The organism is Microbulbifer variabilis, assembly GCF_020524905.1.
Taxonomy (GTDB): Bacteria; Pseudomonadota; Gammaproteobacteria; order Pseudomonadales; family Cellvibrionaceae; genus Microbulbifer; species Microbulbifer variabilis_A.
Map to the genome: position 1 here is coordinate 20,487 of NZ_JAIVKI010000015.1, position 16,184 is coordinate 36,670.

Here is a 16,184-nt window from a genome sequence, read left to right on the forward strand (position 1 = left end):
AAAGAAAAGCTCTGGCCACGGAAAAAAGTTCTTTTTGCGCTCAAAATCCGGGCAAACTGCTCCGAGAGTAGAAAAAACTACTGAATCCTCGAGCAACCATTCCCGTCAGGACAATGAACAGCAACGTCTTGAAGAAATAGCCACACTGGCCAAACGCCATTGCATCCCTATTGGCACCGGTGGGGGTTTTCGCCTTAGAGCGCATTTACGCCAGCTGGAGTCCCATTTTGAAAAAATATATCAGCATCTCGCCACAAAAATAGAGGCGGGTGAAAAAAGCACACGCAGCGAAGAATGGCTTCTGGATAACCGCCATGTGGTACAAGAAGCCCTGCAATTGGTGTGCGAGTCTCTGCCTAGAAACTACTTGAAACAGTTACCGCAAGTCACTGCCGAATATGGCAGTATCGATCTGCGCATTCATGTCCTCGCCAATGCGCTGATCACCGATTTTTCGCAGCCTGTAGATGTTCAATCTATTCACCTGCTGGTAGACCACTACCAGGAAGACAGTATTCTAACCACAGGTGAACTCTGGGCACTGCCCGCCCTGTTACGCTTTTGCCTATTGGAACACTTGGCAGAACTTTCCGATCAGTCCCTGGGTGGAAATACCGGTACGGAGGAAGAACATAGTGTCGGTATCGCCAGTGGCATCATTAGCCTGCGGGAATTACGCAGTTGTAACTGGCGGGATTTTGTAGAATCTCTGAGCCGTGTTGAACGGATTTTGCACACAGATCCAGCAGCTTCCTATAGCCGGATGGACTTTGAAACCCGCGACAGATACCGGGGTGCTATTGAGAAGCTGGCTCGCGGCAGTGGAGCAAGCGAGCTGCAAATAGCCCAACAGCTGGTAGAGCTGAGCACTGAACAGGAGCCGGGCAATCGCACACGGCATGTGGGTTACTACCTGATAGATGAAGGGCGGCCGCACCTGGAAGCGGTGCTGGGTTATCGACGGGGGTTTTTGCAGCGTATCCATGGGCGGCTACTGCATAAAGCCTCTAAAGTTTTCTTTTCTGGGCTGGCGCTTTTCTCTTTTCCGCCACTGTTCGCCTTAGCCATTTATCTGCTTTTGGGTGGCGCTTCTTTTATTTTGACGTTACTGGTACTGGTAGTTGCCACGGTGCCACTGGTCGGCATGGCCCTGACCTTGGTCAATGGCCTGATTACTCACTGCCTGCCACCGCGCCTGCTGGCCAAGCTGGATTTCGACAAAGGGATACCGAAAGAGTACCGCACCGTGGTGGTGATGCCTGTGCTGTTTGCCGATGCGGAGGATATGCAAAGAATTCTTGAGTGCTTGGAAATCAATTACCTCAACAATGGTGACGAGAATCTGGTTTACGCCGTTCTAAGCGATTTTGCTGACGCGGATGGGCAAAGTGCCAAGGGGGACGATGAACTTCTGGAGATCGCCAGGGCCTCTATCGAATCCTTAAATGAACGCTATAGAGCCAATGAGGGCAGATCACCATTTCTTTTGTTGCACCGCGAACGCCGTTGGAATTCAGTAGAGAATTGCTGGATGGGCTGGGAGCGTAAGCGTGGCAAACTAATTGAATTCAACCGCCTGCTTTCGGGCCGTGAAGACCACAGTTTCACTACCTGTTTTGGCGATCGAGAACAGCTGCAGGGCATCCGCTATGTCATCACTCTCGATGCCGACAGCCAGATGCCACCGGACACCGCGCGACGCCTCGTCGGTGCCATGGCGCATCCTCTCAATCGCGCAGTGGTCAACAATGACCTCCGGCGGGTGGTGGCTGGTTACGGGTTTCTGCAGCCCCGTGTGGAAACCGATCCTGCCAGTTCCGAAGGGACTATCTTCAGTCAGATTTTCTCCGGTGATCGCACTATTGATCTCTACACCCACGCGGTATCCGATGCTTACCAGGATCTGTTTGGCGAGGCGATATTCACCGGAAAGGGCATTTATGATCCGAAGGTTTTCTCCCAGACCCTGGTAGGCCACTTGCCGGAAAATGCCATTCTCAGCCACGATCTGCTAGAGGGCGCTATCGGTGGCGTAGGGCTCTTATCGGATGCCGTGTTCTATGAGCAATACCCACCCAATATTTTCGCCATGCTGCGTCGCTCACACCGCTGGATTCGAGGTGACTGGCAACTGCTTTCCTGGCTGGGCAAGCGTGTACCGGTCGAAAATGGTGAGAAAGTCAGCAACCCTTTACCACCCATCCAGCGATGGCAGATCGTCGATAATTTGCGCCGCAGTTTGGAATCCCCCTCTCTTTTGGCTCTATTTTTGCTGGCTTGGAGCGGCTGGCTACCGGGCCAGTCTTGGGCTTGGACCTTGCTATTACTTGTGCTGTCATCTGCATCGGTATGGCAGGAACTGCTGTCGATGATATGGCGGAGTATCGCCGACCCCAGCCGTGCACACCTCCACCTGCGAGGAGGCCCAGCGGTTTTGCAGCAACGCTTTTTGCACTGGCTTTTGTCTCTGGCTCTGCTCCCGGTACAGGCGGTCAATGCGCTGGATGCGATAATACGCACACTCCACCGGCTGAATGTTTCCCACCGCTATTTACTGCAATGGACCTCGGCGGCACATGTCAATCACTCGGTGAGAAACGCCCTCACCACACAGGGCAGCTGGCGGGAAATGTGGGTTTCCCCCGCGATTGCGTTGTTGGTAACGGCGGGCCTGATTTTTTGGATTCCCGCCAACCTGTTGCCGGCAGCGCCGTTTTTATTGGCCTGGCTAGTGGCGCCACAGCTTGTGCACCATATCAATCTGCCGCGGCTATTGGAGCCCTCGGTTCTAACCGAAGAGGATAAGCGTGAGTTGCGCTTATTGAGCCGAAAAACCTGGTATTTCTTCGAGCACTTTATGGGCCCAGACGACCACTGGTTGCCGCCCGATAATTACCAGGAGGAGCCGCTGGCGGTCTTGGCCCGGCGTACTTCTCCCACCAATATCGGACTGGGCCTGCTCTCCATACTCAGCGCCTACGATTTTGGCTACGTTGATCTCAGCCTGCTTTTAGCACGCCTCAACAACAGCTTTGACAGAATGCGCGGGCTGGAGCGCTATCGCGGACACTTTCTTAATTGGTATGAAACCCGTGAACTGCATCCCCTCAATCCCCGCTACGTCTCTACCGTAGACAGCGGCAACCTGGCCGGGAGCTTACTGACACTGGCCTCAGGTTTAGAGTCACTGAAAACAGAGCCATTGAATGGCCGCCAGCTGGTACTGGGAATCACTGATACCCTCGATGCCATGGCGCAAACCTTACAGCCTGTCGATACAGATTCCGCCCCCAATGAAATTCGCGAGATCAACGCACAGATAGCGCAGTTTCGCCAACGCCTGCAGGCCGGGGCGGAACATAACCGCTGGTGGCAAACCATTGATGATATCTACGAGCGGGACGTGCCCTGGCTTCAGGAGCGTATGCTGGCGTTGCTTGAGGGCGATGAAAAGAACTTCAGTGCCGAGGACCTCGGACGGCTGCGTCAGTGGCTCGATGAACTACACCGCCACGCTGTGGCCGCACGGCGCTACCAGGAGGCTCTGGAACCCTGGTTGCGACTGATGCAAGCGCCGCCCAAGATTTGTCGTGATAGAGAGGACCCAGTTAAAGAAAGTTTCCACGCCCTAGAGGCCACTTTAAACAACACGGTTTCACTATCAACTATGCCGTCTTTCTGCAAGGCGGCAAAACATCAACTACAGCAGCTGCAAAAACACCTTACCTCTGAATCACTACATCTATCAGATGAAGACACCGGCTGGTGTGAAAAACTATATAACGCATTGGAAAGGGCCGAGGAAAACGCGGCCAGTTATAGTCGCGACATTACAAACCTGGCATTAAGGGCACGCAATTGGGTGGAGGAGATGGATTTCGCCTTCCTCTACGATCGCGATCAGCACCTCTTTCACATCGGTTACAACGTCACCGATGCCGCCCTGGATGCCAATCATTATGATCTGCTGGCTTCAGAATCTCGCCTGACCGGTTTTATCGCCATTGCCAAAGGCGATGTGCCAGCACGCCATTGGCGTCACCTGGAGCGGCCATTCCGGCATTTACACCGGCGGGTGGTGCTGATGTCCTGGAGTGCGACGCTGTTCGAATACCTGATGCCGCGGCTGTTTATGGAAACTCCAGAGCACAGCTTAATAGGGCGCGCCTGTCGCAATGCCATTGAAGTGCACCGCAAATTTACTGGCCGCTATGAATTACCCTGGGGAATTGCCGAATCCGGTTACTACGAGCTGGATAGCCAATTGCACTATCAATACCGAGCTTTTGGGGTGCCGGGGATCGGTTTTCGCCGCGACTTGGGTGAACGCTTGGTGATTGCGCCTTACGCCTCCATGATGGCGCTGCCATTCGATGCCGGTGCGGTCATGGAGAACCTGCGCCAGCTTCGCGCCGAGGGTGGATTTGGTCAGTTCGGACTTTATGAAGCCATCGACTATGGCCGCACCGCCAAACCCATACCGCGCCGTGCGCGCACAGTGCGCTCTTATATGAGCCACCACCAGGGCATGATCCTGTTGGCCATCAATAACTATCTGCACGACGACATAATGCAGCAGCGCTTTCACAGCGATGTGCGTATTGCCGGTTTAACCCCGTTGCTGCATGAGCGCCTGCCAACCGCACGACCAGCCTTAAAGCCCTGGCAACAACCGGGACTGCAGCGCAGTTTCCACGCCGAGGGGGCACTACAGAGCTGGTCGGCACTACCCGGACACCCCTATCCACAGTACAACGTATTGTCCAACGGACACCACACCCTGTTGTTGGGAGCTGATGGCGCCGGTGGCAGCTATTGGCACAATATCGCCCTGACGCGCTGGCAACCAGACCCGACCCAGCACCAGGGGGGCCACTGGAACTATGTCCGTGACCTGAGTAGTGGCGAGCTCTTCTCCGTCGGCCTCGCTCCCTGCGGCGGAGACCCCGGTCACTGCATGGCGAATTTCTCCCCGCAAAGTGTCGAGTTCCAGCGCCGGGAGGCGGAACTCTTCTGTCGTCTGCACATAGCGCTCAGCTCTCAGCACGATCTGGAAGCGCGCCGGTTGGTAATCAAAAACGAGAGCAATCGCACTCGCCATTTACTACTGGCGGATTATACGGAGGTGGTGCTGGCGCCCGAGCGCGACTATCAACGCCATCCAGCCTTTGCCAAGCTATTCGTGGAGAGTCAGTACCTGCCTGAGGAGCAGGTGATGCTCTATCGCCGGAGGCCCCGCAGTAGTGAAGAAAAGCCAATCTATCTGGCCCACTGTGTACTGGTATCCTCCGGGGTAAGCCACCAGTTGGCTTGGGAAACCGACCGGGTGCGATTCCTCGGGCGCGGCGGATCACCGGCGCGCCCCCTGGCCCTGCAACTGGGCTTGGCCGGTTTCACCGGTACTACAGGTCCCGTGCTGGACCCGGTGATCGCTTCGGCCCAGGAAATATCCATTCCACCCCAATCTGAAATTGAAGTTATCTACCTGACCGGCGCGAGTAAGTCCCGTCGTGAACTACTATCGGTGCTGCGCTCCTATCGCTCGCGTCCCAAGGCGCGCTGGGTATACGAGCTGGCGCGAATGCAGTCGGAGCAGGAATTACACAACCTGCGCATCCCCGCGGCGGATATCTATTGGATGATGGAGTTGTTATCCGCAGTATTGGCGCCCACGGGAGGATTGCGCGCGCCCTCCAGAGTGTTGGCGCGCAGTCACCATATTCAGCGTTGCCTGTGGAGCCGCGGTATCTCCGGGGATAACCCGATACTCCTGGTGCAGGTGCGCAGTGAGCAGGGGATCGACTTCGCCGAGCCACTTCTCCAGGCGCACACCCTGTGGAGTGGCCGTGGCCTGGCTATAGACTTGGTTATCGTCGATGAAGATTCCGCTGGCTATTCCCAACAGACCCGCGACAGACTTCAGGAATTGATCGCCGATATCCGCGGTCGCACTCTGCGCAAACTGAATGGCGGGGTGGTGATAGTGCCTGGTCAGGAACTGCCAGAGTCAGACCGTATTGGTCTGCTGGCTGCGGCACGAGTACTGCTCGATTCCTCAGCCGGCTCTGTGGCTACACAGTTGGAGAACAGCGCGACAGCTTTGCAGGCCCAGGTGCAGCCGCTGCCGCCGTTCGTGCCGGTGCAGCCCGCAGGCTACACCCAATTGCCAACGCCAAATCTACAGCGCCCAGACGATCTTTTATTCGATAACGGCCTCGGTGGATTCTCTGCCGATGGCCGCGAATACATCCTGCATCTTAAAACCGGAAATCTGGATGAACCGGGGCAGCGCCCCCCGGCACCCTGGGTAAATGTCATCGCCAATCCCGATTTTGGTTGCCTGGTTTCCGAGGGCGGTTCCTGTTGCACCTGGAGCGGCAACAGCGGCGAGCACCGGCTAACCGCCTGGAACAACGATCCGGTGCGCGACCCCAGTGGCGAAATGCTCTACCTTCGCGACGAGGAGAGCGCCGAGGTCTGGTGTCCAACTCCGGCCCCACGTCCCGCCAAAGCTGACTACCAGGTGCGCCATGGGGCGGGCTACACAGATTACCGTCACAACAGTCACGGCCTGGAGCAGTCCTGGCGTATTACCGTCGATCGAAATGCACCGGTAAAGATTGGTCGCCTGACACTGAAAAACGGCTGGAACAGGCCGCGCCGGTTGACGGCAACTTACTACGTGGAGTGGGTACTGGGACTTACCCGAGGCGGCAGCTGGACACACCTGGTCAACGAATTCGTACCAGAGAGACATACACTATTGGCCCGCAACGCCTTTGTTCCAGACACCAAGCCCGGCGTCGCATTTCTAACCGCCAGCCTGCCACCCCACGGTTTAACCACAGACCGTCACGAATTTATCGGCAGCGCCGGGGGCCCGCAGGCACCAGAGGCGATGTTTCGTATTGGCCTATCCGGCAGGGTTCAGTCCGGCGGTGACCCCTGCGCCGCCTATCAGGTACATATCGAACTGGATATTGGTGAAACCCAGCATATTTATTTCGTGATGGGGGAGGGGACAGATCGGGCTCAAGCCCTGGACCTAGCTAGGGAATTCCGTGAACCACAAAGGGCCGCAAACTCACAAAGTGAATTCGAGCAGTTCTGGGAGGATTATCTGGGCTCGGTACAGGTGCAAGTGCCCGACAAGGCCACTGAACTGATGGTAAATCGCTGGTTGCCTTATCAGACACTGGCCTGCCGCCTCTGGGGACGCAGCGGTTTTTACCAGTCCAGTGGCGCCTTTGGTTTTCGCGACCAGTTGCAGGATGTGCAGGCGCTATTGTGGACCCACCCCGATTGGACCCGCCAACATATATTGCGCACGGCATCGCGCCAGTTCCAGGATGGGGATGTACTGCACTGGTGGCACGAAAACCCTTTACGCGGTGTGCGCACCCGATGCTCCGACGATTTATTATGGCTACCGTTTGTCACGGCCCAGTACATTCGTACTACCGGCGACTTTCAAATCCTGAATGAACCCGTCAGTTACCTTGCTGGGGCTCCACTGGGGAAAGATGAACACGAGCGCTACGCCGAATTTGAAAGCAGTGACGAATCTGGATCTCTTTACGAGCACTGCTGCCGGGCCATTGAGCGCGCCGGTGCCGTAGGGCCCCATGGACTGCCGGTAATCGGCAATGGCGACTGGAACGATGGCTTCAGCCGTATCAGTACCACCGGTCGCGGTGAAAGTGTGTGGATGGGTTGGTTTTTACTGCGGGTCTGCCGGGATATGGCCCCCTTATGCGATCACATCGGCGACTCAGCCTTGGCAGAATACTACCGCCTGTTGGGAGAAAACTTCCGTCAGCAGGTGGAGGACAGTGGCTGGGACGGCGCCTGGTATCGGCGTGCTTACTACGATGACGGCACTCCGATTGGCTCTAAAGATAGCGATGAGTGCAGAATTGATCTAATCGCGCAGACCTGGTCGGTACTTTCCCAAAAAGAACCCACTGAACGCGCTCGCAAAGCAATGGAGTCCGCTAACCGACATCTGGTAAACGAGCTCGCTCGGCAGATACTGTTGCTCAAGCCACCTTTTAACAAAACCAAGAAGGACCCTGGCTATATCAAAGGCTATCCGCCAGGTATCCGCGAAAACGGTGGCCAGTACACTCACGCCGCCACATGGGCAGTTTGGGCCGCCGCCGGGCTGAGCCAAAGTGAAAAGGCCTGGCATTACTTCAATCTTTTAAATCCCATCACCCACACCGATACCGCCGAAGGTGTACGGCGCTACCGCACCGAACCTTACGTATTGGCAGGCGACGTTTATGGCGTGCCACCACATGTTGGGCGCGGCGGTTGGACTTGGTATTCCGGCGCCTCCGGCTGGTTGTATCGCGGTGCACTGGAGGCATTGCTTGGGGCAAAAATTCTTGATGGCGATCATTTGGTGATCGAGCCCTGTCTACCGCAAAGCTGGTACAACTACCACCTGTCACTGCGCTTTGGTAGCAGTCGCTATGAGATCGAGGTCAGCAACTGTGGGGGCTGTCCGCGAGAGATCGAATCACTAACTCTGGATGGTGAACAAATCTCTTCCGGAAAAATTCCGCTGCAGGATGATGGCCAGGAGCACAAGGTATCCCTATTATTCAAGACTTCACCAACTATCCCCAGCAAATAAGGGATGTTACTGTTGTCGTTACTGCTGTATTAGCCAGGCTGGACAGGGCACTTTAGGTTGGGGAGGTATCGAGCTTTTGATCTTCTTCGCTGGGAATACTGACATCAAAGCCATTTAAAATAGCGGAGACCTGATGGTATCCGGCAACCAGGAAAATCAATTCCGCAGCGGAATCCTCACCAAAAACCTCAACAGCCATTTTCCATGTAGCCCTAGGCAAGCGGCCACCAGCAGAAAGAGAAACCGCAACACTGTAGGCAATGCCTTCTTCCCGGGTTAAATCAGAAGGACGCTCACCTGCAGCGATCGTGGCTATTTTATCCGCTTCCAAGTGCAGCTTTTCTCCAATTGCCGAGTGCGCGTAGAGTTCATAGCCCGCCTTAAAGTGCGCTCCCGTGGCCAGAATCGCAACCTCCCGTACAGTCTTTGGCAGTGAAGGGTTATCCGCAATTGCCTTCACATAATCCCACCAGGGTTTACCAAATTTTGGATAGCGAATTGCCGGCGCCCAGGGACCAAGCAAAGCCCCATCTTTGCGATTTTTGATAAACCCTGAAAAGTAGCTTTTCATCTCAGTACACATATCTTCGTACAGAGGCTTTTGTTCTTGGTTGAGATCCTCGGGAGCAATAGGGGGGATGCGCATTGAAAGATACCTTGTTGATTCAGCCTCTTCTCTACTTGATAGAAAGTCTAGCTTGTTCATATTTAGAGCATGTTTTAGCCATAGCCCTATAGAAACCGGAAGATTCACCACAAGAACTTTCTAGCTGACATCCGGTCAAACCTGCTACCTCGCAAGCCCATAGATCCTTACTGATCGAGATGTTGTCGGGGCATTATACGGACGTGATATTTAAGTCAGATGGACCTCCAGCCAACACCCTTAATATATAAAGGTAGCGAAACATCAATTTCGTGGCGCCTTTGGATTTCCCTGGCGATAGCATTAGGTCTGCACATGGCTTTATTCGTTATTCCAGCTTCGCTGCTTCCCGATAAGCAGATGAACAATAAGTCGACAATAAAGCTCATCTTAGATGGTAAAAACCCAACTGCGAATTCACCAATAAATAATCCCGGAAATCCAGGCAATGCAGACAAGCCGAAAAAGGCTGCAACCACTACGAAACCGAAAGTAAAGGGGCAGGGCGAAGTATTGTCAGCAGCTGCAAAACCTGCCGCGCCTAAAGTTCAGCAAAAACGTAAAGCACCGAATAGAAAAACAACCAGTGAACATAGAAGCCAAGCAGTTATTACCCAGCCTGAAAACTTACCGTCTCAAAAAGACGCTACTTTAGAAGTTCCGGCTGCATCTGGAGCAAAAAGCAAAGCTATAGTTTTTGATCCGAAGCTAAAAAGAATCTTGAATCAAGAGCGCAACAGAGTTCGGCCACTTGAATCAAGTGATGCCCTGTACACAACAGCGACAGGAACCTTTGTTCAACTCGGCGATAAATGCTTTGATTTAAAAGATTTACCAGCGGGCAGTGATAGCGACCTGAATCCCTGGTTTAGGACCAAGTGCCCCAAGAATACCAGATCTCAAGCAGATATTAATCGCCTGGCAGAAAAATATAGAATTCCTTAAGGTTGCAATATCTAGCAATCACTAAATGGAAATAGACTCAGGTGATGGCATGGATACCCTTTCATATAGAAAATTGTCGAAAAGAAAATCCTAAAAAACTATATTGATATTGCTCTTGATAATTCTTTAAGGGGGACTGTATTGACATGTGCCCCTTAGGGGGCTGGCTATGTAAAGGCCTGGGTTTACTATGCGCTGCCAAAGCGTGACAATTTACGCCTCCTTTGCTTAGTTCAGAACATCTGGTATTGGAATGATCTGGCCAATTTCCCATTGCCATACCCGGCTATTTTGGCACCCAACTCCCATTGAGTTCTCTTGTTGCCATAATATCCGACATCTATAGTTACCAGCGCGCAAGTCAATAAGCAGGCCTGGTACATGATCCCTCTGTCACCTATCGATTCTCCACTGTTTGGCAATACTTTTGTAGATACTCGAATGCGAAAGATTTTCAACTTTCGTGCCTATTTGGAATGCTGTATTAAAGTTGAGGAGGCTTTAGCAAAAGTACAGGCAGATCTCGGGATTATTCCCCAATCGGCTTATAAAGGTATCGCAGAGTCCATTAAAAATTTTCAAGTAGACACAGATGAGCTACAGGAAAAAACAGCAATAGTTGGTTATCCCATATTACCACTGGTTGAACAGTTAGCAGCCAATGCCGGAGAGTCTGGGCATTATCTGCATTGGGGCGCAACAACCCAAGATATCATGGATACAGCCACTGTATTGCAAATACGCGACGGTTTAGAACTGATAGAAACCCAAGTTAAAAAGGTTAACCACGCTCTAGTCACTCTGGCAAAAAAATATCGTGACACTCCGATGGCTGGGCGAACTCACTTACAACAGGCGCTCCCAATTACTTTTGGCTATAAAGCTGCGGTGTGGCTTAGTAGCTTTGAGCGTCATCTTAAGCGGCTCCATGAGCTGAAGCCACGTGTACTGGTGGTGCAATTCTCGGGTGCTTCGGGCACTTTAGCTTCTCTTGGAAAGAATGGGTTATCTGTACAAAACGCACTAGCAAAAAGGTTAAACCTTGGGGTTTCCAGTATTACATGGCATTCAATTAGAGATTGCTTAGCGGAAACTGTACAAATACTCGCATTGATTTGTGCAAGCCTGGCAAAAATATCTATAGATATCTCTCTTATGATGACTACAGAAATGGCTGAAGTGGCAGAACCTTTTGTTGAACACCGCGGCTCATCGAGTACCATGCCGCAGAAGCGAAATCCAATTTCCTGCGAGTTGATAATTGCTGCTTCAAAAATGGTTCGGGAAAAAGCTGCATTAATGCTTGATGGAATGGCAGTGGATTTTGAGCGAGCCACAGGTCCTTGGCACCTTGAGTGGATAGCTATCCCTGAAAGCTTTGCTCTTACATCCGGCGCATTATCTCAGGCCGCTTTCATGCTGGGCGGGCTAGAAGTTCACCCAGAGAAAATGAAAGCTAATCTGGACCTAACACAGGGATTGATAGTGTCGGAAGCCGTTATGATGGCACTCGCTCCCCAACTGGGGAGACAAGCTGCCCATGATCTGGTCTACGATGCCTGCAGACAAGCCCTGGAATCAGGCGATAGCCTGGCGCAAGTATTAGCAAACACACCTCAGCTAAATAGTGTTTTGGATACAAAGAAAATAGCTTCGCTTACTGATCCATCTGGTTACCTCGGCTCAGCAAAAGAAATGGTCGATCGAATGATCAATCAACGAACCGGGCTATAGCCTCTTTTTTCTTGGCGGTATTCCTACATAAGGGGTTTAGGAGCAAGTTGCTTATCCGCAGGGAAAGCTATAGGACAGGCTCAATAGAATTCGTATTCCAGTAACAGTCGAAATGACTGGTCTGGGCTCTCATCGGTAATACCGAAGATCAAGCCGAACTCCCAGTAAAGTTGGCGCGCACCGGTGAGGCGCTGCACCCCGCTAGCCATAGGCCCAATGCCTACCGTGTCCTGACCGGCGTAGAGTTCCAATGCCGGTTCGAAGGCCTCGGCGAAGCGGTAGCGGCCCTGCAGGCGCAGCTGGGTTTCAAACTCATTGTCGATATCATCGCCCCACTCATAGATAGCAAATAAGTTGGCAGTGCCCACCCAGCGGCCCGATTCTCTGGCAGCGATCAATGCTGTCGCAGCCTCCCACTTATTGACGCTGAGCTCCTTTTCCAGTTCGAATAGCAGGCCCCAGTCTGCAGCATATTCACCCTGTTCGGTCAGTTGTCGTTTGACTTCCAACTCCATACTTTCTATATCAAATCCCTCGCCCTCGTAACGTTCACCAATCAGATAAGCTTCGCCAAACCAACGCTCACTAAAACTGTGGCCAAGCCCCAACCGATGTAGCTGCAGCGAGTCGAGGTTGTTCTGTTTGTCCTCGGGCATCGCAAGTGCCCGCCACTCGATTTCCGTTTCCAGTGGCTGCACATAGGGGTTGTAAACCTTGTCTATCACAATGCCATCCGCTTTTGCCTGCGGTGCCCCGACAGCAAGGAAAAGATTAGCTATCGCCAGAATTTTTGTAGGCCCGTATCTATTAGCCAGCCAATTGAACAACATGGGGAACCTTGTTTTTTCTATGAACGAACCAGGTGATTAATAACAACACGGCCATCAATAACATACTGACAAGATAGATAAACACTTCGAGTGGGGATGGCGTAGCCTCATAGCCAATCAGTGCATACAATAATTGCCCGGTAATTGAATCCTCCGGTAGCAACCATGATGTGTCCCATAGTGGCGCCTCAGCGGGCAGCCAATCTGCCTGGATCAACTCCCTGGCTACCTGGAGATACATAGCCCCCCCCACTAGGGTCAGCAGAACGCAGGTCACCAGCAATGCGTGCCGTCGTGGGAAACTAAGCAATAGATAATAAAGCAAAGCCCCGATACTGAAGCCGATGCCTACGCCGAGTAGCGCTCCGCACAGCACACTTGAAAAAGCCTCCGGCTGGTAACGTAAGGCAGACAGGTAGATAAATATTTCTGATCCTTCGTGAGTTACTGTCGCAGCTACCGCTGTAGCCATGGCTACTTGCAGCAAGCTCTCAGAAATCCCAACCTTGTAATGGTTCACGATCATCAGTACTGTGATAATGATCAAAAGCCCATAGGCAAGGGTCTGCAGGACAGCATTCAATAGCTCCTGGCCCACACCTTCATACGCGCTAGAGATCGCTGCCAGCTGGGTTCCATAGAAAATCGCTCCAGAAAACCCAACCATCAGGGCGAAGAAAAGCCAGCGAAAACGCAGCTGTAGAAAGCGAGTCATTGCCATGAGAATGCTAAGTAGCAGCGCGGCCTCCAGCACTTCACGCAGAATAATAATCACACTATTCAGCAGCACGAAAACTTTCCCCTAATCCTTGTGCGACGATCTTCCCCTGAGCGGTCTTTGGATTGAACTCACCAAAAAATGGATAGACCCCCGGCGCTAGCGGGCCAATAAAAATGACGGCCTTTTGCCCCCCCATAATCACCTTCTCCCGGTTCAACTCGTAGCTCTCGAACTCCTCGGGAGTCGGATCTTGGTTGTGTACAATCAACTTGACTTTGATATTGGCGGGGATGGTGAGCTCGGATGGGTAGAAAAGATGCCCACGAATCTCTATCTCAAATTGGGGCCTCGCAGCTTGGGCGATGGATGATGAGAGGGTGAAGAAACCTAATATGGTGAGCAGCAGCAGCGGCTGCCAGTAAAAGTGGGAACGCTCTGTCACCAGTAACTCCATGAACGTGGATTGATGCGGGTCCAATGGGATAAGGCGCCTGTACCAGGGGCCCGCATCCAAATTTAGAATTATTTATCTGAGGCAATAGTCGCACGGCAATGTTTCACCGAAGCCGGGACTCGAGTCATCAACTCGAAGCAGAACCCGGCCATTGGTTAATCAGCTAGCGGAGCTTTTCCTGCACCTTAGTCATCAATACCTGTATCTCCCCACGCCGCCCCTGGTCTGCTACCTGGCGCTCAGGGTCCGCAGGAGCGGCCAGCGCCTTTTGCAGATAGTCCATTGCCTGCGCATAGTTCTTCTTCTGGAAAAGATAGTCTGCGTAAAAGTAGTTGGCATCAATGTCTGTAGCGCCAAATTGCAGACCTTTGCGCAGGTACTCATCCGCCTTTTTATCATCACCGAAGCCCAAAGGCCATCCGGGGACCTGATAGTAGAGGGAGCCTAGGCTCGTGAAAGCAGCACCGTCTAGTACACTGCCGTCGATAGCAATAGCGTGTTCCAAGTCTGCCTTGGCAGCCTTCGCCAGTGATAGTGCACCCAGACCACCCTTCGCGCCTGCATAAGAGGCATCAATTATTCCGCGCCATACCCACAGGGATGCATTCTGTGGATCGTGGCTGGTGTAGGTTTTGGCCTGTTGCGCCAGCACCTCAAAGGCATCTTCCTGCTCTTGTTCAGGAGTCTGGTATTTTATCTGTGCCCACGCCTTTTGCAGCTCGACGACGGCATCATTCGACGGATCGGCCCAGAGCAAAGGGGAAACCGCCAAGCTTATAGCCGCGGCAAAAATTTTAAGACGATATTTGATATTGAAGCTTTTCATGAGGTTCTCCATAAATACAATTTTGTTTTACGCACTAACGGATCAGTGAATTTTTTACCCAATATTCCCTCGCCCCAGGAAGGAAAGAGGGCCGAAGAAGACGTTTAGTTTGCGATTGCCTAGTTCCGGCGAATCAGATTTAGTCTCTACCATGCGCGCCACTCAAAAGTAGTACCCCGCGATATCGCGGCCCCTAGACTCCAGATCCAAGTGATGTGGTTGTCGCGCAGCCGAGTTATGCAGTTTCTCAATTAACTACATCTGCTTCCCTCTAGAACTACCGCACCTGCCATGAATAGCCGTGACAGGTGTTCCGCTTGTGCGGCACACTGTTGTAGCAGTTCCCCCACAAGCGGTTGCTGCAGTAGCACATCGCGCGCGAGTGTCACGTTGATCGCAGTGACCTCGGGACAGGTATCGTAGTAGCTTCCCCAGTTTTTTAGCTCTGCTCCAAGACGTTTGCCATCGGCCGTACACAGCACTATCTGATCTGCGGTGAGCCTGGCCAGCAGTTTGTGTACTTCTGGCGTCGCAGTAAAAATCGCCCAGGTCATGCCTGCGCTAGCGAAGAGTTCGGCGAGCATTAAAAACAGCAGCCGGCTGCTACCGCGAGAGGTCGAAACCAGGTTGCCGATTTCGACGATGTCCGCACGTGCCACTGGTCGTCCTGCTGCCTCGGCCAGCTGTTGCTCAACAGGTCGATCCAAATACTGTTCCAGGAAGAGGGTTCCACTATCGGCCCGGCGCAATCCAAGTGCGGCGCTGAGGACACCATTGGCATATAGCGACAGCAGTTGAGGTAGATAGCTATTGATAGTCGCACCATGGATATCAGAGAACCTCTGCGCGATATAGGTTTCTATCTCTGCACGGCCAGGGTCATCAACAGCGGCCAACACAAAGTGATGAGTAGGTACCGGCAGCTCTCGCCGTGTAGTGCCTGGTAATTCACACTGACGATCACCTTCCGCTGCCATTACACTGTCTCCATGGGGAAATTCAATAGAAGGCAGTCTAGAGGGGGAAGATTAAGTGAATCTTAAGAGTGACTCGAAATGGCTGACACAGCGCCATCTGTGACAATCAATATCAACTTGGGGGTCCTTACCTTACCGATAGGCTAAACAAGAAGAAGGGGGGGAGCTGCAATGTTACTGCCATTGGCCACATCACCAGGCCGCCAATTAACTTCAGTTACCAGTTGGAGCATACAGACAGTTACATCGCAACTGGCAGTTCTAGGGCGTTCTCAATGAGTACAATCATCCAGCCCTGGTCCATATCGCAAAATAAAGGGCCCCATAATGTTAAACAGCCCCAAACAGATCCGTACAAATCCATCCTTTGGAAAAACAAGGGGTGCTTGGGATTTTGGGGAACAGTTCAT

General features: G+C 52.7%; 9 protein-coding genes. 3 read left to right on the forward strand and 6 right to left on the reverse strand.

Annotation, left to right across the window (positions count from 1 at the left end):
- The first annotated feature begins 34 nt into the window (after positions 1–34).
- Positions 35–8,641 (forward strand): GH36-type glycosyl hydrolase domain-containing protein, encoded by an 8,607-nt coding sequence (locus LC073_RS15745; protein WP_226648274.1) that lies wholly within the window; start codon positions 35–37, stop codon positions 8,639–8,641.
- Positions 8,642–8,693: 52 nt separating this feature from the next.
- On the opposite strand, the gene LC073_RS15750 is transcribed toward LC073_RS15745, so the two are convergent.
- Complete coding sequence (locus LC073_RS15750; protein ID WP_226648275.1) at positions 8,694–9,287, reverse strand: carboxymuconolactone decarboxylase family protein; 594 nt, start codon at positions 9,285–9,287, stop codon at positions 8,694–8,696.
- A gap of 315 nt (positions 9,288–9,602) precedes the next feature.
- Here LC073_RS15750 and LC073_RS15755 point away from each other — a divergent pair, with 315 nt between their 5' ends.
- Together LC073_RS15755 and LC073_RS15760 are read left to right on the forward strand one after the other, a co-directional pair.
- On the forward strand, positions 9,603–10,232 hold the full coding sequence (locus LC073_RS15755; protein WP_226648276.1) for a hypothetical protein: 630 nt from the start codon (positions 9,603–9,605) through the stop codon (positions 10,230–10,232).
- Between the two features lie 381 nt (positions 10,233–10,613).
- The gene (locus LC073_RS15760; RefSeq protein WP_226648277.1) at positions 10,614–11,966 is read left to right on the forward strand and encodes an adenylosuccinate lyase family protein; all 1,353 of its coding nucleotides are present in this window, start codon (positions 10,614–10,616) and stop codon (positions 11,964–11,966) included.
- Between the two features lie 80 nt (positions 11,967–12,046).
- Here the strand turns inward: LC073_RS15760 and LC073_RS15765 are convergent, their stop codons facing one another.
- The 5 genes from LC073_RS15765 to LC073_RS15785 all read right to left on the reverse strand — a co-directional run bounded on the left by LC073_RS15765 (position 12,047) and on the right by LC073_RS15785 (position 15,774).
- Positions 12,047–12,691 (reverse strand): hypothetical protein, encoded by a 645-nt coding sequence (locus LC073_RS15765; RefSeq protein ID WP_226648278.1) that lies wholly within the window; start codon positions 12,689–12,691, stop codon positions 12,047–12,049.
- 82 nt (positions 12,692–12,773) lie between these two features.
- Positions 12,774–13,586, reverse strand: coding sequence for an FTR1 family protein (locus LC073_RS15770; RefSeq protein WP_226648279.1), 813 nt, complete (start codon positions 13,584–13,586; stop codon positions 12,774–12,776).
- Complete coding sequence (locus tag LC073_RS15775; protein ID WP_226648280.1) at positions 13,573–13,959, reverse strand: cupredoxin domain-containing protein; 387 nt, start codon at positions 13,957–13,959, stop codon at positions 13,573–13,575. Before LC073_RS15775 ends, LC073_RS15770 begins: the two co-directional genes overlap by 14 nt.
- A gap of 175 nt (positions 13,960–14,134) precedes the next feature.
- Entirely contained in the window at positions 14,135–14,797 is a 663-nt protein-coding gene (locus LC073_RS15780) for a tetratricopeptide repeat protein (protein WP_226648281.1), read from the reverse strand.
- Positions 14,798–15,048: 251 nt separating this feature from the next.
- Positions 15,049–15,774 carry a thermostable hemolysin gene (locus LC073_RS15785; protein ID WP_226648282.1) on the reverse strand — a complete coding sequence of 242 codons (726 nt, stop codon included), beginning with the start codon at positions 15,772–15,774 and terminating at the stop codon, positions 15,049–15,051.
- Between the last annotated feature and the right edge of the window lie 410 nt (positions 15,775–16,184).

Bases quoted from the DNA above. Each gene is read 5' to 3' on its own strand.
- LC073_RS15750 (WP_226648275.1), bottom strand. From the start codon at position 9,287: ATGCGCATCCCCCCTATTGCTCCCGAGGATCTCAACCAAGAACAAAAG.
- LC073_RS15755 (WP_226648276.1), top strand. From the start codon at position 9,603: ATGGCTTTATTCGTTATTCCAGCTTCGCTGCTTCCCGATAAGCAGATG.
- LC073_RS15760 (WP_226648277.1), top strand. From the start codon at position 10,614: ATGATCCCTCTGTCACCTATCGATTCTCCACTGTTTGGCAATACTTTT.
- LC073_RS15780 (WP_226648281.1), bottom strand. From the start codon at position 14,797: ATGAAAAGCTTCAATATCAAATATCGTCTTAAAATTTTTGCCGCGGCT.
- LC073_RS15785 (WP_226648282.1), bottom strand. From the start codon at position 15,774: ATGGCAGCGGAAGGTGATCGTCAGTGTGAATTACCAGGCACTACACGG.